Genomic DNA, 19,098 nt, shown 5'->3' with positions numbered 1-19,098 from the left:
CGGCACAAAATCGGCACGTCCACTCTACTCCTCATTATTAGCACTCCTCTTTAAACATTGAATTCATAAGGTTTAAAGAGATTATCCTATGCTACCTTCCATTTCGAACTTAATCAAGCGGTTCATCTCAACAGCATATTCCATTGGAAGTTCTTTTGTAAATGGTTCAATGAATCCCATAACGATCATTTCTGTCGCTTCTTGTTCAGAAATGCCTCGGCTCATCAGGTAGAATAATTGTTCCTCAGACACTTTAGATACCTTCGCCTCATGCTCCAATGAAATATTGTCATTCAAAATTTCATTGTAAGGGATTGTATCCGAAGTAGATTGGTTATCCATGATTAACGTATCGCACTCGATATTTGAGCGGGCGCCATCTGCATTGCGGCCAAAGTGGACAATACCACGGTATGTTACTTTACCGCCATGCTTAGAGATGGATTTCGATACAATGGTTGATGATGTATTCGGAGCCAAGTGCATCATTTTGGCACCGGCATCCTGATGCTGCCCTTTGCCTGCAATCGCAATGGATAATGTCAAACCGCGCGCTCCCTCACCTTTCAGCAAGACCGCTGGGTATTTCATTGTCAATTTAGAACCGATGTTTCCGTCGATCCATTCCATCGTCGCATTAGCATCGCATGTTGCACGTTTTGTAACCAGGTTATACACATTGTTCGCCCAGTTTTGAATGGTTGTATAACGGCAATAGGCATCTTTCTTGATGATGATTTCAACAACAGCACTGTGAAGTGAGTTTGTCGTATAGACAGGAGCTGTACATCCTTCTACATAGTGTACGCTAGCACCTTCATCAACAATGATCAATGTCCGTTCGAATTGTCCCATATTCTCGGAATTGATACGGAAATACGCCTGTAATGGTGTATCCAGTTTCACTCCCTTTGGAACATAGATGAATGATCCACCGGACCATACAGCTGAGTTCAAAGCGGCGAATTTATTATCCGTAGGCGGGATAACGGTAGCCCAGTGTTCACGGAAGATGTCCTCGTTCTCGCGCAGTGCGGAATCAGTATCCTTAAAGACAATTCCTTGCTCTTCAAGCTCTTCCTTCATGTTATGGTAAACAACTTCTGATTCATATTGAGCGGAAACACCGGCAAGGTATTTTTGTTCCGCCTCAGGAATGCCGAGTTTATCAAATGTTTGTTTGATTTCATCCGGCACTTCATCCCAAGATTTTTCGGATTTCTCAGATGGCTTTACATAATAGGTAATTTCATCGAAGTTTAACCCTGAAAGATCGCCACCCCATTGAGGCATAGGCATTTTATAAAAATACTCAAGTGCTTTTAGACGAAAATCAAGCATCCATTGAGGTTCATTCTTCATCTTTGAAATTTCTTCTACGATTTCTTTCGTCAATCCGCGCTTCGAGCGGAAAATACTGACATCGCGGTCCGAAAATCCATATTTATAATCGCCGATTTCAGGCATCTTTTTCGCCATTGGACATATACCTCCATTTCAGGCTCCATCAACAATTAGCATTGGGATGGAACCTGGTAGTCTTATTGCTCTTTAAGCCCTTTTTCCATCGCCTTCCAGGCAAGTGTCGCACACTTGATCCGGGCAGGAAACTTAGAGACTCCTTGTAATGCTTCTATATCTTCAATATCATTATCGTCAAACTCATAGTCTTTGCCTTGCATCATATTCGAGAAAGACTCGGACATATGAAGTGCTGTTTCTATATCTTTACCTTTAATCGCTTGTGTCATCATAGATGCAGAAGACATGGAGATGGAACAGCCTTCTCCATCAAACTTTGCATCGGCCACTTTTCCGTCCTCCACCTTCAGTGTCAGGTGGATGCGGTCGCCGCATGTCGGATTATTCATGTCGATTGTTAAGCTTCCTTCGTCCAAAGAACCTTTATTGCGCGGATTCTTATAATGGTCCATGATCACTTGGCGATAAAGATTATCTAAATTACTAAAAGACATTAGAGAAATACTCCTTCGTTTTGAGAAGCCCGGCTACCAGCTTATCAATATCTTCTTCCGTATTGTAGAGATAAAAGCTTGCCCGTGCTGTAGCCGATGCTTTAAGCCATCTCATTAACGGTTGTGCACAATGGTGGCCTGCTCTGATGGCAATGCCTTCTGCATCCAAAACAGTCGCCACATCGTGTGGATGGACATCATCCAGATTGAAAGTAATAACGCCGGCACGCTTTGAACTGTCCTGTGGTCCGTAAATCGTGATTCCCTCGATTTCCGACATACGCTTTAAGGCATATTCCGCCAGTTTGTGCTCGTGTTTTTCGATTTCATCCAAGCCGATTTCCTCAAGGAAATCAATCGCTTTTCCTAGTCCGATTGCACCTGCGATGATTGGCGTCCCGCCTTCAAACTTCCACGGAAGCTCTTTCCAAGTAGAATCGTACAGATCGACGAAATCGATCATTTCTCCGCCAAATTCAATCGGAGGCATTTTTTCCAACAGCTCTTTCTTTCCATACAATACACCGATTCCGGTCGGTCCGCACATTTTATGTCCGGAGAATGCGTAGAAATCACAATTAAGGTCCTGGACATCAATTTTGATATGGGGGGCTCCCTGAGCTCCGTCCACTACCATAACCGCTCCATGGCTATGGGCGATTTCAGCCAACTCCTTGATTGGATTTATAACGCCTAATACGTTTGATACATGTGCAATAGACACAATCTTCGTTTGATCGGTGATTGCTTTTTTGGCTTCCTCAAGAGAGATGGTACCATCTTCCTCCAGAGGAATATACGTAAGCTTAGCTCCTGTCTGAAGAGCTAATTGCTGCCAAGGAATGATATTGCTATGGTGCTCCATTTGTGAAATAACGATTTCATCCCCGGCCTGGATGGTTGAACGGCCATAGCTGGCCGCCACCAGATTCAAGGATGCAGTCGTACCTTTCGTGAAGATAATTTCCTCAGTAGAAGCTGCATTGATGAAGTTGCGTACTTTTTCACGCGCACCTTCGTAAGCGTCTGTCGCTTTCGTTCCAAGTGTATGGACGCCCCTATGGACATTTGAGTTATATCCATTATAATATTTCTCGATTTCCTCGATGACGCATTTCGGTTTTTGTGAAGTCGCTGCTGAATCCAGATACACCAACGGCTCTCCATTGACTTCTTGATCAAGAATAGGAAACTGCTTACGAATTTCACTTGGGTTCATTATCGAACTTTCCTTTCAATAACCTCAACCAATTGTTTTTTCACTTCTTCAATAGGAAGCTGATTAACAACCGGTGCAAGGAATCCATGTATGATTAAACGCTCAGCTTCCGCTTTCGCGATGCCTCGGCTCATTAAGTAATACAATTGGACAGGATCGACGCGGCCTACTGACGCGGCATGTCCCGCTGTTACATCATCTTCATCGATTAACAAGGCAGGGTTTGCATCGCCCCGCGCTTTTTCACTAAGCATCAGGACACGTGATTCCTGTTCAGCATTCGCCTTAGTTGCGCCATGTTCAATTTTGCCTATTCCGTTGAAGATGGAAGAAGCACTATCTTTCATAACGCCGTGCTTAAGGATATAGCCTTCGGAATTTTTGCCCCAATGGACGATGCTTGTTGTGAAGTTCTGCTTCTGTGTTCCACGCCCCACTACAACTGTCTTCGAATCTGAATGAGATCCATCACCGACAAGGTTCGTAATGTTTTCAGAGATAGTATCGCCGTCGTTCATCAAGCCCAGTGCCCATTCAATTTGGGCATTGGCAGCGGCTACGCCTCGGCGGTTCACATACGTAACAACATCTTTAGTCAATGTATCAACTGCGCCGTAAACAATTTTGGCATTATCTTCGGCAATGACTTCTGAAACGATGTTTACAAGACCTTCGCCTTCAACAGTTGAATAATAGTTCTCCACATATGTGACTTGGCTGCTTTCCTCAGCAACGATCAGCACATGGTTAAACAGGGAAGCATCTTTATCATCACGGATGAAAATAGCTTGAAGAGGCTCTTTAACTTCCACGTTCTTAGGCACGTAGATAAACGCCCCGCCATTCATTAAAGCAGCATGCAAAGCAGTCAAGCGATGTTCATCGACTTTCACGGCTTTTGTCATGAAATATTTTTGAAGCAATTCGCTGTGCTCTCTGGCAGCTGTAAAAATATCTGTAAAAATGACGCCTTGCTTCTTCAATTCCTCTGATACGAATGAAAAAGCAGGTGTGTTATTGCGTTGGATATAAAGAGTGTGATTTTCGTTCGTCCCAACAATATTCTTTACATCCTCAGGCAATTCATCAATCGACTGGTAAGCGGAACTTTCCACTGCATGTGCAGGAAAATCGGTGAAGTTCCAGCTTGTAATCTTCGTTTTGTCCGGCTTAGGCATTTCCAGGGAAGCCGCTTTATCAAAAGCAGTTTCTCTAAGCTCTTTAAGCCATATCGGTTCATTATTTTGCTTGGAATAAGCGCTGATTGCGTCTTTTCCAAGTGGTAGTTTTAATTCAGTAGTCATCGAAATCCCCCCAGCGCTTAAGCTTCTTGGCCTTCAGTTTCGTCTTCTTCAATACCTAACTCTTTCTTAATCCAATCATAACCCTCAGCCTCCAGGCGCTGTGCCAATTCAGGGCCGCCTGATTTCACGATGCGGCCTTGCATCATGACATGGATATAATCAGGTGTAATGTAGTTCAACAGGCGTTGGTAGTGAGTGATGATCAAGCAGCCGAAATCATCGCTGCGCATCTCATTGACACCCTTAGAAACGACCTTTAATGCATCAATATCAAGACCGGAGTCGATTTCATCCAGGATAGCAATCTTAGGCTGGATCATCATCAATTGAAGAATCTCATTCCGCTTTTTCTCTCCGCCTGAGAAGCCCTCATTCAAGTAACGCTGCGCCATATCTGGGTCCATTTCAAGGAATTCCATTTTTTTATCCATTTCACGGATGAATTTCATGATTGAAATTTCGTCCCCTTCTTCGCGGCGGCTATTGATTGCCGAACGCAAGAAGTCTGCATTTGTTACTCCTGAAATTTCACTTGGATATTGCATGGCAAGGAATAGTCCTGCTTGAGCGCGCTCATCTACTTCCATTTCCAATACATCTTCTCCATCCAATGTGATGCTTCCGCTAGTTACTTCATATTTAGGGTGCCCCATAATAGCAGATGATAAGGTAGATTTACCTGTACCGTTAGGTCCCATGATTACGTGGATTTCTCCGCCGCTCACTTCAAGGTCTACCCCTTTCAGGATCTCCTTGTCGTCAATGGCAACGTGTAGATCTTTCACTTGCAATGTAGAACGTGTCATATTTATACCTCCAACAATGTCTTGTATAGTTACTATATTTTAGAAACTGATTCTCACTTTATTCTCATTACAATATTATAACAGATTAAAAGTAGAATCAACAAATTATGCCTCATTTGACACTATACTCGTAGTGTTTATCGAATAGAGTGCGATTCAGTAATTGCCATTTCGATTTGGCCATCAATCTTCTATTAGTATACTACTCCATTCCGGCAAAGAAGTAAAAAAACCAGTGGATATTAATCACTGGTTTTTCTCTCCAACTTATTTAAATACCCGTCGACTGTATTCATTCAAGATTTGATGACTTTTAGCGTAGCTTCTTTCTCTTTTTTTCTCTACTCGCATTCTTACATCCAAGTCTCTGCTGTATACGTCATAGCCTACTCCGTGAGAATTTTGCATAGCCTTTTCCATTTCACCTGTCACATTCAAATCCAACTCATGGGAGTTAATAATGAACCAATCCTTTCTTTAATGCGCCAAGTTCTGGCGCTTTGTCAATTAATAGGTTAACACTTCTTGTGCATTTCCCTCAAATCGTATTTACCCTCATATTCGGATATTAATCACCATAAGGAGGAATAAGGAAAACAATATATACTGAGCCTTACAATTACTCGAATATTCTTCCATATAACACCGGACCAAGATCAGCGCCTATTTAGGGTAAAAATCAACTTATTGAGAATGGTTGTCAATTAACTGAGAATTGATAAGTACGGACATACGGAAAAAGATCCGGGCATTGCCTGCCAGGATCTTTTTCCTATTAGTTGTTTTCGCATGATAATGATCCAGTATGCACGAATAGCGGAAAGCCTTGAGCAGCCATCTCCCATTAATAAGCACAAAGTTTCGAAAACAGCACACTATTTTATTCTGAAACAGGAACAACTGCCCCTTTATATTTATCTTTGATAAAGTCCTGAATCTTTTTGGAATGAAGGACTTCCACTAATGTTTTGATATCTTTATTGTCTTTATCTTCTTTGCGTACAGCAATAACATTTACATATGGGGATTCCGAACCTTCGATTGCAATTGAATCTTTCAATGGATTCAATCCTCCATCAATGGCAAAGTTACTGTTGATTACGACAGCATCGCCTTCATCGTTATTATAAACCTGAGTTAACAGAGCAGGATCGATATCTGTTTTAAATTTCAATTTTTTTGGATTATCCGTAATGTCTTTGACTGTAGCTGCTGTTTTATCGATGCCCTCTTTAAGCTTAATTAGCCCTTTAGCCTCCAATAATGATAGTACACGGCCATGATCGGCAACAGAGGAGCTCATAATGATTTCAGCGCCTTTAGGCAGGTCGTTCAGCTTTTTGTACTTTTTGGAATAAACAGCAATAGGTTCGATATGGATTCCGCCGGCATTGACAAAACCGTAGTTATTTTCTTTGTTTTGAAGTTCCAAATAAGGGATATGCTGGAAGTAATTAGCGTCCAATCCACCCTCTGCCAATGTTTTATTCGGCATTACATAATCATTGTATTTCACGATTTTAAGGTCAATCCCTTTATCCTTCAACAAAGGTTTGGCTTCTTCCAAGATTTCTGCATGCGGTACATTCGATGCACCGACCACTAACTTATCGTTTTCTTTTGAATCTCCCGTTGATTTTTCATCTTTATCGCCTGTGCCGCATGCAGCAAGCAATAATGTTAACGCCAGAACAAATAATAAACTAATACGCTTTTTCATTTTAGTCTCCCCTTATCTTTTGTCTGTTTTGCGAGTAAAATAATCACCAATAAATTGGACTATGAAAACAACCACTAGAATAATGATTGTAGCCACTAATGTTACATCTGACTGATTGCGCTGGAATCCGTCAAGATAGGCAACATTCCCCAATCCGCCGGCACCCACTACACCCGCCATGGCAGTGGACCCGATTAAAGCAATGGCAGTTACGGTTATACCTGATATAATAGCCGGTTTGGATTCAGGCAATAATACCTTCCAAATGATCGTACTTGTTTTTGCACCCATTGATTTCGCTGCCTCGATAACACCTTTATCGATTTCCCGTAGTGCGATTTCAACCATACGCGCATAGAATGGGGCTGTTCCGATAATCAAAGCAGGCAAAGCCGCCTCTGCTCCTATCATGGTCCCCACCAGCATCTTCGTCAGAGGGATCAACAGAACAATTAGAATAATGAACGGTATGCTTCGAAAAATATTCACATAGGCCCCGACAACACCGTACACCAGCTTGTTTTCCCATAGATTGCCCTTAGATGTCAAAAATAATATTAATCCTAAAGCGACTCCGAGAATAAAGACAAATAATAATGAGATAACTGTCATGAACAGTGTTTCATAAGTAGCTACCCACATAACATTCCAATCTATATTTTGGAAAAACGAATCATTCATGTGTAATCACCTCCACTCCCACTCTGCGGTCTTTCAGAAATTCTATGGCTTGCTGCAGTTCGGGAGCACTTCCATCTATATGAAGAAACAATGTTCCGTACGACCCTTTTTGTGTTTGTGCAATCTTCCCTTGAATAATATTAATATCGAAAGTAAATTCCCGGATCAATTGATTGACTACCGGCTGATCCGTATCATCTCCGACAAATGTCAGCTTGACGACATGGCCGGATGGATATTTTTGCAGTAAGTTTTCGATGGCTTCATGTGTGTCTTCTGGATCCGTCAATTGTTCGACGAATCTTTTCGTAATAGCTTGTTGAGGGTTTTTGAAAACATCAAGGACATCCCCTATTTCCACTACTTTGCCTGATTCCATCACTGCTACTCTGTGGCATATCTTCTGGATAACATGCATTTCATGCGTAATTAAAACAATGGTTAATTTCAATTTACGATTTATGTCCACCAACAAATCAAGGATGCTGTCTGTCGTTTGCGGATCAAGCGCTGATGTTGCCTCATCGCACAACAGGACACGCGGATTGTTTGCCAACGCACGGGCTATCCCTACACGTTGCTTTTGCCCCCCGCTTAATTGGGATGGATAGGCATCTCCACGCCCTTCTAATCCAACCAGATTGATCAGCTCGTTCACCCTGGCTATTCTTTCTTTTTTAGGTACGCCTGCTATTTCTAACGGAAAAGCGATATTATCGCGGACCGTTCTTGACCACAGCAAGTTAAAGTGCTGGAAGATCATCCCGATTTCATGTCTAGCCTTGCGTAAATTGGCTCCCTTAGCGGATGAAATTTCATGTTTGCCTACTGTAATGCTTCCTTCAGTCGGTACTTCCAATCCGTTCAGCATGCGGATCAATGTACTTTTTCCAGCTCCACTGTAACCAATGACTCCAAATATTTCACCGGCATCAATATCTATTGATACCGAGTCGACAGCTTTTAATGATGAACCGGATTTTCCCGGAAATATCTTTGTTACATTATCGATTTTTATCATGATTACTCACCTCTTTAATACTGCTTTTTTAAAGATGCCCATTGTTTCGCTTTTCTAAAATAACAAAAGCCTTTCTGCGTAATGAGCAGAAAGGCATGAATAACAATAGGGACCTTTCTCTCATCTATCAAAGCATCATTTGCTTTGTGTGAATTGGCACCATTTCAAAATAAAATCTTTGACGGTTGCCGGGTTTCATCGGGCACATTCCCTCCACCTCTCTTGATAAGAGCTTCGCAACTTATTCAATTGTCATACTATAAGTTAAAGTGATTCTATCATTATATAAAAATACTGTCAATAACATAAAAGACTAATTTCCGCGGAAAAGGCATTTTACTTGGTCTTTGAAGACAAGGAAGTTTTTCCTGTTGCCACTTCTATCGCCTTCTCCAATTCTTCAATTAAATCATCTACATTTTCGATTCCAATCGATAATCGGACTAGGTCTTCGCTTACGCCGGATAATTTTAATTCGTCTGCGCTAAGCTGCTGGTGGGTTGTGGACGCAGGGTGAATAATCAAACTTTTGGCATCCCCGACATTTGCCACATGGCTCCAAAGCTCAATGGAATCGATCAATGCAGCACCAGATTCTCTTCCTCCTTCTATGCCGAACACAACAACTGCTCCGGCACCTTTAGGCAAATACTTGCTTGCCAATGCATAGTTTTGATTATCAGCATCTCCAGGATATAACACCCAATCAACAGCAGGATGTGCTTTCAAGTATTCTACAATCCGCTTTGTATTGGCGATATGCTCCTTCATACGGACATGCAAGGTTTCAAGGCCTAATGTGAATTGGAACGCATTATATGGGGAAAGTGCAGGCCCTAAATCACGGAGCAACTGAACACGCGCTTTCACGATAAACGCCGCTTCTCCCACCGCTTCGCTAAACACAAGATCATGATAGCTCGGATCAGGAGTTGTAAAGCTAGGGAATTTGCTTGAATTCCAATCGAACTTGCCGCCATCCACGATAATGCCGCCAAGTGTTGTTCCATTGCCCAACAACCATTTAGTTGCCGAGTGGATGACGATATCAGCCCCAAATTCAATCGGCCGGCATAAATAGGGGGTTGCAAATGTATTATCAACAATCAACGGTATTCCGCTCTCATGGGCAATTTCAGCCACCTTTTCTATATCGAGCACATGCAGGCTTGGGTTGCCGATCGTTTCTGCAAAAATGGCTTTAGTATGGGGAGTAATAGCTGCCCGGAAGTTTTCTGGATTATCAGGCTCGACCAACGTAGTCTTGATGCCATACTTAGGCAATGTATTGGCGAACAAATTAAATGTGCCCCCATATAAATTGGATGCTGCCACAATTTCATCGCCTGCTCCTGCAATATTCAGGATAGCAAGTGTGATCGCTGCCATTCCGCTAGATACAGCCAGTGCGCCTATCCCCCCTTCAAGCTGTGCCACTCTTTCCTCGAAAACAGTCACAGTAGGGTTATGGATCCGTGTATAAATGTAACCCGGTTCTTTTAATCCAAAAAGATTTGCAGCATGCTCACTGTCTTTAAACAAATAGGCATTGCTTTGGTAAATAGGAGCTGAACGTGCTCCTGTCACAGGGTCCACCTGCAAACCTCCATGTATGCTGACTGTTTCAAAACGGTATTGCTTCTCTTTGCCACTCATCACGCATTCCTCCTTGTTATATGATTCAACCTTTGAAGACCCATCGATAATCATCGCACTTGGCAATGGATTTCCTCATTAAAAAAAGCTTCTTCGAAAAGAAGAAGCTTGATAGCCGGTTCTTCTCATCTTTACGGAAATAACTTTCCGCTGGAATTAGCACCATGTACGATTTGTACTGGTTGCCGGGCTTCATAGGGCCATTTCCCTCTGCCTCTCTTGATAAGATAATTCATATTAAACTTATTAACTTAATTGGAAATATACCATTTTTACAACAAGGAAGTCAATGAATTTTTAAAAAATTTAAATAATTTAAACTGCTTCTTTTCTATTGCTGAGCAATAAAAGGGCTTCAAGCAACAGAATCTGCCGATAGTTTCCCTGAAGATGAACTTTATTCATCTGTTGAAGCTGGCGTAGCGAGACATTTCCCTTTATCACTTCGTATAACTGGTCTTCCTCGCCAATGATGGAAACACGGTATGTCCCTTTATCCGTATAATGCGTATGGACTTCGTTATTAGATAAGAATAAATGCCATTTCTTATGCTCCGAAGAAAACACGACCATGGTATTCGCTTTTTTCAATAAGACATGCAATTGCCGGCGATCTTCCAGTGTACTAAGCATCGTTTGCAATAGTTGATCCAACGTCGCCACTTCCTTTCCCAATCTCTTATAGAAAGTAATACAACGCCGGACCTATAAACACCTCTATTAATTGCTCGACAAGTATTTCGGGCTTGTCGAACCATCAGTCTGCTTTATTTATGCTATCTCTGATAGTCCCTAGCAAGTACGGGACAGATTGAAAGGCATATATTTTTTCCATAAGTGCCCCCCGCTTGAACAGCAGCAAACAAGGAACGCTTTCTACTTTGTAATCCACTGCGATTCCCTCAATGTAATTGGCGTTGCTTTTAGCCATCTGCACATCAGGCAGCATTTCTTCCACTACCATCAGCATTCTGGACGCCACTTGGCACGTGCCGCATAGTGGTGTGTAGAGATAGAGGCATAAATCGCCTTTTTCGAGAATGTATTGTTTAATATTTTCCCCATTCCATTCTTTCATGATTGATGATTCATCCTTTATTGAAAATAATACGGCAGAGTGAACTCTCCTTCTATATCCTAGCTTCTCCCATACAATAGGCCAAGAGATGCTTAATTCCATTTGTGTAAAGTCAGTTGGGACGTGATAAATATTCTGCATGAATAAGAAAGTTGGCACTGAGCAATACGGTCGCAATGTGGTGGTATGGTGCAGCAGCCACTTCCCTATAAGCCCTGTCAATATATAGATGCTGGGCACAGGGAAATTCCCGTTTAAATTGCTTGCGCAGTTTTTCGCCGGATTCGTCGCTATCCGTCAGAATATAGACATCCTTATCATATAGCTCCTCGACAAAAGCATCCATTTTCTGATAAGAAATGGTGCCATTTGTACAAAGAACTTCAATATCCTCATTCAATATCTCTTTGACTTTTTTCCGATCTGAAGAGCCTTCCACAATCAATACTTTATCAGCATGTACATTTTCCAATGCCATCACCTTTTCAGTCTATTTCTTTTGGTTTCCCTTTACACATAACATAACCGAAAAGAACATAATTATCTATCGAAAAGTATTGATTCAAATGGGTAAGAGCATTGCTGGTTTGCCTATAAAAAAAAGGACTGCCACGCAGTCCTTTTGCACTATAGTCAGTCTTCGTTGATCATTTCTTCATATTGTTCAGCTGTCATCAAGTTTTCGATCTCAGAAGCATCGGTAGGTTCAATAACAACCATCCATGCTTTATCGTATGAAGATTCATTTACGAATTCAGGATTGTCGTTCAACTCTTCATTCACTTCAACAATTTTTCCGGATACAGGAGCGTATAGTTCCGAAACAGTTTTAACAGATTCAACACTTCCAAATGGCTCATCAGCTGAAATGCTGTCGCCAACTTCAGGAAGTTCAACAAAAACGATATCCCCAAGCTCCGATTGAGCAAAGTCTGTAATACCGATTCGCAGTTTATCTCCTTCTGTTTTTACCCATTCATGTTCTTCTGAATAACGTAATTCCTTTGGTGTGTTTGCCATTAAAAATCCCTCCACTTTACTTATGGTATTTGTTCTATTTATGAATCATGCTTACGAAAAAAGTGTAAGCATCTTAAAGCCATGTCTCCTGGAACTGCTCGTCCTTAAAACCGACCGTCACTTTCTTTCCATCCGTAACGATTGGGCGTTTTATGAGCATACCGTCAGAAGCAAGCAATTCTAGCATCTCATCCTCCGTAGCATCCTTCAGGACATCCTTCAAACCTAACTCGCGGTATTTCTGTCCGCTTGTATTAAAGAATTTCTTCAGCTCAAGCCCGCTTTTTTGATACAGATCCCTCAAAGCTTGCTTGGACGGGGGATGCTCCACTATATGTACCTCTTGGAAGGAAAGGCCATTGCTTTCCAGCCACTTTTTTGCATTTCGGCATGTACCGCATTTTGGATACCAATACATTGTCAATTGCATATTCATCACCTTCCTTTAGGATACCTAAAACTGAAAAAAAGTACAAAGGTTTTGTTTAAATCGAAGCCTGAAACCACTAGTATACAACACAAACCGCTTAATCAACGACAAACGTGAAAGAAGCCGCCATTACGGGCGGCTTTCTGTTATCTAACAAGTTCATACTGAAATCAAACAGTATACTTTTCTGCTTCGATTAGAGCTTTGGATGCTTCGCGTTTTTTACTGATTACGTTAATTGGCGTATGGCGTGTCAATTTACGCAATGCAGAAATCATGACGCGCAATGTATCGCCTTGTTCAGTGGCAATCAGTGTTTCTTTCGCATGCTGTTCAATCAAATTGAACGCTTCCTGGCAAAAGATTTCTGTGTACAATAATTTCTGTTGGCTCTTCTCTTCCCCAACTTTTCCGATTGCTTTTTCTGTACGCAGGACAGCGGATTCCATAGCATACGTCAATGAAGCGATATCGGCAATATTCACAAGGATTTCTTGCTCATCGTTTAATTGAGTGCCATATTTTTGCGCAGCTAGGCCGGCAACTAGCAATCCGATCTTCTTAGCGTTCTTAACAAGCATTTTTTCCTGTGCCAATGCTTCTTCGCCCGGTTCTTCAGGCATAAGCATCATCAACTCTTCCTGAAGTGCCATCGCTTTTTGCAATAATGGCAGCTCACCTTTCATCGCTTTGCGGAGAAGTGTTCCCGGAACCAAGAAACGGTTAATTTCATTTGTTCCTTCAAAAATACGGTTAATGCGTGAGTCGCGATAGATTCTTTCGATTTCATACTCTGCCATAAAGCCGTATCCGCCGTGTAATTGAACGCCTTCATCCGCCACATAATCCAATACCTCTGTAGCGAAGAATTTATTCATTGAGCACTCAATCGCATATTCCGCGATTGATTTAGCCACTTCTTTCCCATTCTTGGCTTCTTCCTCAGAAAGCATGCCCATCCGATCATCAAACAAGCCGACAGTTCGGTATACTGAGCTTTCAGCTGCATAAATTTTAGATGCCATAGTAGCTAATTTTTCTTTCGTTAAGTTAAATGAAGAAATCGGCGTTTTGAATTGCTGGCGCTGGTTTGTATATGATGCTGCCACTTCGAACGCACGCTTGGAAGCTCCCACTGCTCCTACACCTAATTTGTAACGCCCAATGTTCAGGATATTAAAGGCAATGATATGGCCGCGCCCCACTTCGCCTAATAGATTCTCAACAGGCACTTGCGCATCTTCAAGAATCAATGTACGTGTAGATGAGCTCTTAATCCCCATTTTCTTTTCCTCTGCGCCAGTGGATACACCAGGGAATTCTCTCTCAACGATAAAGGCCGAGAACTTATCGCCATCTATTTTTGCATATACAACAAACAGGTCGGCAAAACCGGCATTTGTAATCCACTGTTTTTCGCCATTCAATACGTAATGAGTGCCTTCGCTATTTAATTTAGCAGTCGTTTTTGCACCTAGCGCATCAGAACCGGAGCTGGGCTCAGTCAAAGCATATGCAGCAATTTTTTCGCCAGTAGCCAAGACAGGCAAATATTTTTGCTTTTGCTCTTCATTTCCGAAAAGGACAATCGGCAATGAACCGATTCCAACATGCGCGCCATGTGTGATAGAAAAACCGCCTGCACGCGCCATTTTTTCGGCAATCAATGCAGAGCTGATCTTATCAAGTCCCAATCCGCCATATTCTTCCGGAACATCCGCTCCCAGCAATCCTAAATCTCCCGCTTCTTTCAACAAGCGAACGGAATTTTCGAACTCATGATTTTCCAATTTATCGATCATAGGAACAACACTTTTATTAACGTAATCTTCAGTCGTTTTTGCGATCATTTTTTGTTCTTCAGTAAAATCCTCCGGTGTGAAAACGCGGTCCAATGCTACATCTTCTATAATGAAGCTTCCACCCTTAATGATATTTGTAGTTGTGTTTGACATTTAAAAAGCCTCCCTGTTTTTCTTTTCTATTTTAAGGGGGAGTTTTTCCTCCCCATCCCTTTTGTTGTTTATGCCATTAATTCGAATACTCCGGCTGCTCCCATTCCTCCGCCGATACACATCGTCACAATACCGAACTGCTGGTTTCTTCGTTTCATTTCGTGAAGCAATGTCAGTGTCAGCTTTGCACCTGTACAGCCCAGTGGGTGTCCGAGTGCGATTGCCCCTCCATTGACATTTACCTTTTCTTCATCGATACCAAGCTGTCTGATAACTTGAATGGATTGCGATGCAAATGCTTCGTTCAATTCAAATAATCCGATATCTGACAGTTCAAGCCCTGCCAATTTCAATGCTTTAGGAATGGCAGCAACAGGCCCGATCCCCATGATTTCAGGCGGTACGCCTGCCACAGCAAACGAACGGAATTTACCCATCGGTTTCATCCCCAAAGAATTTGCTTTCTCTGCATCCATCACCATAACAGCTGCAGCCCCATCACTTGTTTGTGAGGCATTTCCTGCTGTTACGCTTCCAGTCAACGAAAAGGCCGGGCGCAATCTGGAAAGGCCGGCAACGCTTGTATCCGGACGCACACCCTCATCTACTGAAAACATAACATGCTTCTCTTTTAATTTATGGTCGCTACCAACTGTTTTCAATGCCACATCTACCGGTACAATTTCATCTTCGAATTTTCCGGACTGAATGGCTGCTGCAGCCTTTTGATGGCTTCTTACCGCAAATGCGTCTTGGTCTTCACGGGAGATCCCGAATTTCTTGGCGACTTCTTCGGCTGTATGGCCCATTCCCATATAATATTCCGGTGCTGTTTGGGCAAGCGTCAAATTAGGACGTGTCACATGCCCCATCATTGGAACAAGGCTCATGGATTCCGCTCCGCCTGCAATGATTGTATCGCTTTGTCCCAGCATGATTCTTTCTGCTCCATATGCGATGGATTGAAGCCCGCTTGAACAGTAACGATTAATCGTAATGGCAGGAACTGTATCGGGAAGGCCTGCCAACGCCCCGATGTTTCTTGCCATATTCAAGCCTTGTTCAGCCTCAGGCATAGCACAGCCAATAATTAAATCATCGATATTCCCTTCATAATTGCCTGCTCGCTTCATTGTTTCTTTTACAACTAATGCACCCAGATCATCCGGGCGTACATGTGCAAGCGTTCCTTTCTTTGCTTTTCCGATCGGTGTTCTTGCACCGGCTACAATTACCGCTTCTCTCATGTCGAACCTCCTCATTTCCGCCTAAATTAGTTACGCAATGGTTTTCCTTTTACAAGCATATTTTGCATTCTTGCTTGTGTCTTCGGCTGTTGGATTAAGCTCACAAACGCTTCCAGCTCAAGATTCAATAGATATTGTTCATCGACTACCGTACCGTAAGGAACATTCCCACCTGCAATTACGTACGCTAATTTTTCGGCAATGTTCATATCATATTCAGATAGATAGCCTGATAATTTCATAGCTTGGGCGCCAAGCAATAAAGCGGCATAGCCGGTTTCTCCGACTACAGGCACTTTGCTGCGCACACGTTGTGTATATCCTTCTTCATGCATGGCCAATACAGATTGCTTAGCATCATACAATAAATGGTCAGGATTGACGCTTACCTGATCGCAATTGTTTAGGAAACCATTTTCCCTCGCTTCCTGTCCTGAAGTAGAAACCTTCGCAGTCGCAACCATTTCAAATACCTTATTGGCGACTTTTTGAATATCAAAATCTACGCCTTTAGGCAAGCTTTCGATATGCTTAATATAAAGCTCTTTGCTTCCGCCTCCGCCAGGTATCAAGCCTACACCCGGTTCTACAAGGCCAATATACGCTTCAGGGGATGCTTGGATACGGGCAGCAGGAAGGCACACTTCCGCTCCTCCTCCCAAAGTCATGCTGAACGGAGCAGCAACAACCGGCTTGGAGCTGTATTTTATTTTCAACATCGCTTGCTGGAATTGGCTCACCACCATTTGGATTTCAAAAATATTGTCATCCTGGGCTTCCATCAGCATCATGGCCAAATTGGCGCCTACACAGAAGTTCTTTCCTTGGTTGCCGATGACCAACCCTTTGTAATTCTTCTCCACTTCATCCACTGCGTAATTGATCATTTGGATGATATCCATTCCGATTGCATTGTTTTGAGAGTGGAATTCGAGCAGTGCAACACCATCTCCAAGATCGATCAAGCTTGCTCCGCTATTCTTTTTAATGACACCCTGTTGTTTCTTAAGGCGCTTGATATTTATATTTTTTGGATTTTCTTCAACCTGTATATATTTGCCGTTATGATAGTAGTAAACGTGTCCTTCTTCTTCTTTATAGAAAGATCCGTTTCCTTCCGCTAACATATTCTCGACCCATTCAGGCACTTCTTTCCCTTCTGCTTTCATCCGTTCAACGGATTTAGCAACTCCGATGCTGTCCCACATTTCAAATGGGCCTTGCTGCCAGCCGAACCCCCATTTCATTGCGTCATCAATGGCCTGGACTGTATCGGCGATTTCCCCGTGTAATTGGGCGGAATAAAGAAGGACCGGACTTGTAGTGTTCCATAGAAGCGAACCAACTTTATCTTCGCTATATAAAAGCGTTTTCAGTTTATTCGGTAAGCCTTTTTGCTGCTTGCTCGCTTCTAATGAGGCCGATTTTAATTTTTTGCGCTCAACATATTCCATTGTCTCTGGATTAAGCTCGAGGATTTCCTTTCCTTTCTTCAAGAAGAACCCTTGGCCTGACTTAGCGCCCAACCAGCCTTTTTCCAGCATTTTTTGGATAAAAGAAGGGATTTCAAATACGTTCTTCTCTTCTCCCTCCACTTGGTCGTATACATTTTTCGCTACATGCGCAAATGTATCAAGCCCTACTACATCCAATGTTCTGAATGTGGCGCTTGACGGTCTGCCTATCACCGGGCCTGTAATGGAATCGACTTCCCCGATGCTGTATCCGCCTTTCAGCATTTCTTGGACAGTAACGAGCAAGCCGTATGTCCCTATTCGGTTGGCGATGAAGTTAGGCGTATCCTTGGCGATTACAACCCCTTTTCCTAAAACATCCTCACCGAAGGTTTTCATAAACGATAGAACATCTTGATCCGTATATTGAGTTGGTATGACTTCCAACAATTTCAAATAACGTGGAGGGTTGAAAAAGTGCGTACCAAGAAAGTGCTTTTGGAAATCTTCAGAACGTCCTTCAACCATTGCTTCTACTGATATGCCTGACGTATTGGATGAGATGATGCTGCCCGGTTTTCTATGCTTATCCACTTGTTCGAATACATGTTTCTTCACATTCAGGTTTTCAACGACAACCTCAATGACCCAATCGACTTCTGCAAGCCGATTCATATCGTCCTCAAAATTTCCTGTCTGGATTAAATCAATATTTTTCTTAACCGCCAATGGCGCAGGCTTTTGTTTTAACAATTTCTGCAAATTAGCCGAAGATATCCGGTTCCTTACTTGTGCATCTTCCAATGTAAGCCCTTTTTGCTTTTCTGCATCCGTCAATTCACGCGGAACGATATCTAGCAGCAATGTAGGAATGCCAACGTTGGCAAGATGTGCAGCAATACCAGCTCCCATGACCCCTGATCCCAATACTGCAGCTTTTTGAATGTTTCGTACCAACACAATGTCCCCCTTTGTACGTTTGAATGAACACTCATTCATTTTTTACGTAAAAAAATTTTCATTTAGAAATCTTATGTATCTATCATAAGAGATTTTGGAAAATTCCGCAATAATTTACCATTAGAAAATGAATAATTTTTTATTAACCCGTATCTTCTACATCCATTCCTCTATTATTTTATGTCCTCTGCGATGGAATTGTGCATGGCTTGCTGCACCTGCATATTAACCAAAACACCGTACACACTAACAAAGAGTTTAAGAAGGAAATAAAGGAGGTTTTTCCATGGAACAGAATCAGCAGCAACAGCCAAACGCACTTACCCAAGATATATTTCAGGAACCGCCTGCCGTAACGACTACAAAAGACGCTCTGTATCTTACCGACATGATGAATTGGAATTTGATTGCAGCCAAAAAAGCGGGTTTATTCGCAGCCAATTGCCAGGATCCAGAAATCAAGCAAACGATTATTGAGTTAGGAAAAATGCATGAACGCCAATATAATCGGTTTCTACAGCATTTAAGCCTTGGCGCACAAACCAATTCAACACCAACTGCACCATGAAAG

19 protein-coding genes and 2 riboswitches are annotated in these 19,098 nt (G+C 42.4%); of the genes, 1 reads left to right on the top strand and 18 read right to left on the bottom strand.

Annotation, left to right across the window (positions count from 1 at the left end):
• Positions 1 to 81: 81 nt before the first annotated feature.
• The 18 genes from sufB to ABC357_RS00970 form a co-directional block, all read right to left on the bottom strand.
• The gene (gene sufB / locus ABC357_RS01050; protein ID WP_412885726.1) at positions 82 to 1,479 is read right to left on the bottom strand and encodes a Fe-S cluster assembly protein SufB; all 1,398 of its coding nucleotides are present in this window, start codon (positions 1,477 to 1,479) and stop codon (positions 82 to 84) included.
• Between the two features lie 62 nt (positions 1,480 to 1,541).
• Positions 1,542 to 1,976: a Fe-S cluster assembly sulfur transfer protein SufU gene (sufU, locus tag ABC357_RS01045; RefSeq protein ID WP_412885725.1), complete on the bottom strand. Its 435-nt coding sequence runs from the start codon at positions 1,974 to 1,976 to the stop codon at positions 1,542 to 1,544.
• Positions 1,966 to 3,195, bottom strand: a complete 1,230-nt coding sequence (locus tag ABC357_RS01040) for a cysteine desulfurase (protein WP_412885724.1) — start codon at positions 3,193 to 3,195, stop codon at positions 1,966 to 1,968. Before ABC357_RS01040 ends, sufU begins: the two co-directional genes overlap by 11 nt.
• A complete protein-coding gene (gene sufD / locus ABC357_RS01035) occupies positions 3,195 to 4,499 on the bottom strand; it encodes a Fe-S cluster assembly protein SufD (RefSeq protein ID WP_412885723.1) in 1,305 nt (434 codons plus the stop codon). Before sufD ends, ABC357_RS01040 begins: the two co-directional genes overlap by 1 nt.
• 17 nt (positions 4,500 to 4,516) lie before the next feature.
• A complete protein-coding gene (gene sufC / locus ABC357_RS01030; protein ID WP_412885722.1) occupies positions 4,517 to 5,305 on the bottom strand; it encodes a Fe-S cluster assembly ATPase SufC in 789 nt (262 codons plus the stop codon).
• Between the two features lie 267 nt (positions 5,306 to 5,572).
• A complete protein-coding gene (locus ABC357_RS24370; protein WP_487247125.1) occupies positions 5,573 to 5,713 on the bottom strand; it encodes a YuzK family famiily protein in 141 nt (46 codons plus the stop codon).
• Between the two features lie 472 nt (positions 5,714 to 6,185).
• Entirely contained in the window at positions 6,186 to 7,025 is an 840-nt protein-coding gene (locus ABC357_RS01025; protein WP_412885721.1) for a MetQ/NlpA family ABC transporter substrate-binding protein, read from the bottom strand.
• Positions 7,026 to 7,037: 12 nt separating this feature from the next.
• Complete coding sequence (locus ABC357_RS01020; protein ID WP_412885720.1) at positions 7,038 to 7,706, bottom strand: methionine ABC transporter permease; 669 nt, start codon at positions 7,704 to 7,706, stop codon at positions 7,038 to 7,040.
• Entirely contained in the window at positions 7,699 to 8,727 is a 1,029-nt protein-coding gene (locus tag ABC357_RS01015; protein WP_412885719.1) for a methionine ABC transporter ATP-binding protein, read from the bottom strand. The genes ABC357_RS01020 and ABC357_RS01015 overlap by 8 nt, the downstream gene beginning before the upstream one ends.
• Before the next feature lie 117 nt (positions 8,728 to 8,844).
• A riboswitch (SAM riboswitch) is annotated at positions 8,845 to 8,959 on the bottom strand.
• Between the two features lie 104 nt (positions 8,960 to 9,063).
• Positions 9,064 to 10,383, bottom strand: a complete 1,320-nt coding sequence (locus ABC357_RS01010; RefSeq protein WP_412885718.1) for an O-acetylhomoserine aminocarboxypropyltransferase/cysteine synthase family protein — start codon at positions 10,381 to 10,383, stop codon at positions 9,064 to 9,066.
• Between the two features lie 122 nt (positions 10,384 to 10,505).
• Positions 10,506 to 10,612, bottom strand: a riboswitch (SAM riboswitch).
• 86 nt (positions 10,613 to 10,698) lie between these two features.
• On the bottom strand, positions 10,699 to 11,037 hold the full coding sequence (locus ABC357_RS01005) for an SCP2 sterol-binding domain-containing protein (protein WP_412885717.1): 339 nt from the start codon (positions 11,035 to 11,037) through the stop codon (positions 10,699 to 10,701).
• 103 nt (positions 11,038 to 11,140) lie between these two features.
• A complete protein-coding gene (locus ABC357_RS01000; RefSeq protein ID WP_412885716.1) occupies positions 11,141 to 11,461 on the bottom strand; it encodes a thioredoxin family protein in 321 nt (106 codons plus the stop codon).
• Between the two features lie 112 nt (positions 11,462 to 11,573).
• Complete coding sequence (locus ABC357_RS00995; protein WP_412885715.1) at positions 11,574 to 11,939, bottom strand: toprim domain-containing protein; 366 nt, start codon at positions 11,937 to 11,939, stop codon at positions 11,574 to 11,576.
• Positions 11,940 to 12,094: 155 nt separating this feature from the next.
• Positions 12,095 to 12,481: a glycine cleavage system protein GcvH gene (gcvH, locus tag ABC357_RS00990; protein ID WP_412885714.1), complete on the bottom strand. Its 387-nt coding sequence runs from the start codon at positions 12,479 to 12,481 to the stop codon at positions 12,095 to 12,097.
• A gap of 73 nt (positions 12,482 to 12,554) precedes the next feature.
• Positions 12,555 to 12,911: an arsenate reductase family protein gene (locus ABC357_RS00985; RefSeq protein WP_412885713.1), complete on the bottom strand. Its 357-nt coding sequence runs from the start codon at positions 12,909 to 12,911 to the stop codon at positions 12,555 to 12,557.
• A gap of 170 nt (positions 12,912 to 13,081) precedes the next feature.
• Positions 13,082 to 14,866 (bottom strand): acyl-CoA dehydrogenase family protein, encoded by a 1,785-nt coding sequence (locus tag ABC357_RS00980; RefSeq protein WP_412885712.1) that lies wholly within the window; start codon positions 14,864 to 14,866, stop codon positions 13,082 to 13,084.
• A 68-nt stretch (positions 14,867 to 14,934) separates the two neighbouring features.
• A complete protein-coding gene (locus ABC357_RS00975; RefSeq protein ID WP_412885711.1) occupies positions 14,935 to 16,113 on the bottom strand; it encodes an acetyl-CoA C-acetyltransferase in 1,179 nt (392 codons plus the stop codon).
• 26 nt (positions 16,114 to 16,139) lie between these two features.
• Entirely contained in the window at positions 16,140 to 18,566 is a 2,427-nt protein-coding gene (locus ABC357_RS00970) for a 3-hydroxyacyl-CoA dehydrogenase/enoyl-CoA hydratase family protein (protein WP_412885710.1), read from the bottom strand.
• Between the two features lie 247 nt (positions 18,567 to 18,813).
• Between ABC357_RS00970 and ABC357_RS00965 the strand changes: the two genes are divergently transcribed.
• The gene (locus ABC357_RS00965) at positions 18,814 to 19,095 is read left to right on the top strand and encodes an HD domain-containing protein (RefSeq protein ID WP_412885709.1); all 282 of its coding nucleotides are present in this window, start codon (positions 18,814 to 18,816) and stop codon (positions 19,093 to 19,095) included.
• Positions 19,096 to 19,098: the final 3 nt, after the last annotated feature.

The sequence above is a fragment of the Bacillus kalamii genome (assembly GCF_047238185.1).
Lineage (GTDB): Bacteria > Bacillota > Bacilli > Bacillales > DSM-1321 > Bacillus_AD.
The sequence above is the reverse complement of the archived record's forward strand: the minus strand, read 5'-3'. Positions and strand labels throughout refer to the sequence as shown.

Bases quoted from the DNA above. Each gene is read 5' to 3' on its own strand.
- sufB (WP_412885726.1), bottom strand. From the start codon at position 1,479: ATGGCGAAAAAGATGCCTGAAATCGGCGATTATAAATATGGATTTTCG.
- sufU (WP_412885725.1), bottom strand. From the start codon at position 1,976: ATGTCTTTTAGTAATTTAGATAATCTTTATCGCCAAGTGATCATGGAC.
- ABC357_RS01040 (WP_412885724.1), bottom strand. From the start codon at position 3,195: ATGAACCCAAGTGAAATTCGTAAGCAGTTTCCTATTCTTGATCAAGAA.
- sufD (WP_412885723.1), bottom strand. From the start codon at position 4,499: ATGACTACTGAATTAAAACTACCACTTGGAAAAGACGCAATCAGCGCT.
- sufC (WP_412885722.1), bottom strand. From the start codon at position 5,305: ATGACACGTTCTACATTGCAAGTGAAAGATCTACACGTTGCCATTGAC.
- ABC357_RS24370 (WP_487247125.1), bottom strand. From the start codon at position 5,713: ATGCAAAATTCTCACGGAGTAGGCTATGACGTATACAGCAGAGACTTG.
- ABC357_RS01025 (WP_412885721.1), bottom strand. From the start codon at position 7,025: ATGAAAAAGCGTATTAGTTTATTATTTGTTCTGGCGTTAACATTATTG.
- ABC357_RS01020 (WP_412885720.1), bottom strand. From the start codon at position 7,706: ATGAATGATTCGTTTTTCCAAAATATAGATTGGAATGTTATGTGGGTA.
- ABC357_RS01015 (WP_412885719.1), bottom strand. From the start codon at position 8,727: ATGATAAAAATCGATAATGTAACAAAGATATTTCCGGGAAAATCCGGT.
- ABC357_RS01010 (WP_412885718.1), bottom strand. From the start codon at position 10,383: ATGAGTGGCAAAGAGAAGCAATACCGTTTTGAAACAGTCAGCATACAT.
- ABC357_RS01000 (WP_412885716.1), bottom strand. From the start codon at position 11,461: ATGAAAGAATGGAATGGGGAAAATATTAAACAATACATTCTCGAAAAA.
- ABC357_RS00995 (WP_412885715.1), bottom strand. From the start codon at position 11,939: ATGGCATTGGAAAATGTACATGCTGATAAAGTATTGATTGTGGAAGGC.
- gcvH (WP_412885714.1), bottom strand. From the start codon at position 12,481: ATGGCAAACACACCAAAGGAATTACGTTATTCAGAAGAACATGAATGG.
- ABC357_RS00985 (WP_412885713.1), bottom strand. From the start codon at position 12,911: ATGCAATTGACAATGTATTGGTATCCAAAATGCGGTACATGCCGAAAT.
- ABC357_RS00980 (WP_412885712.1), bottom strand. From the start codon at position 14,866: ATGTCAAACACAACTACAAATATCATTAAGGGTGGAAGCTTCATTATA.
- ABC357_RS00975 (WP_412885711.1), bottom strand. From the start codon at position 16,113: ATGAGAGAAGCGGTAATTGTAGCCGGTGCAAGAACACCGATCGGAAAA.
- ABC357_RS00970 (WP_412885710.1), bottom strand. From the start codon at position 18,566: ATGAATGAGTGTTCATTCAAACGTACAAAGGGGGACATTGTGTTGGTA.
- ABC357_RS00965 (WP_412885709.1), top strand. From the start codon at position 18,814: ATGGAACAGAATCAGCAGCAACAGCCAAACGCACTTACCCAAGATATA.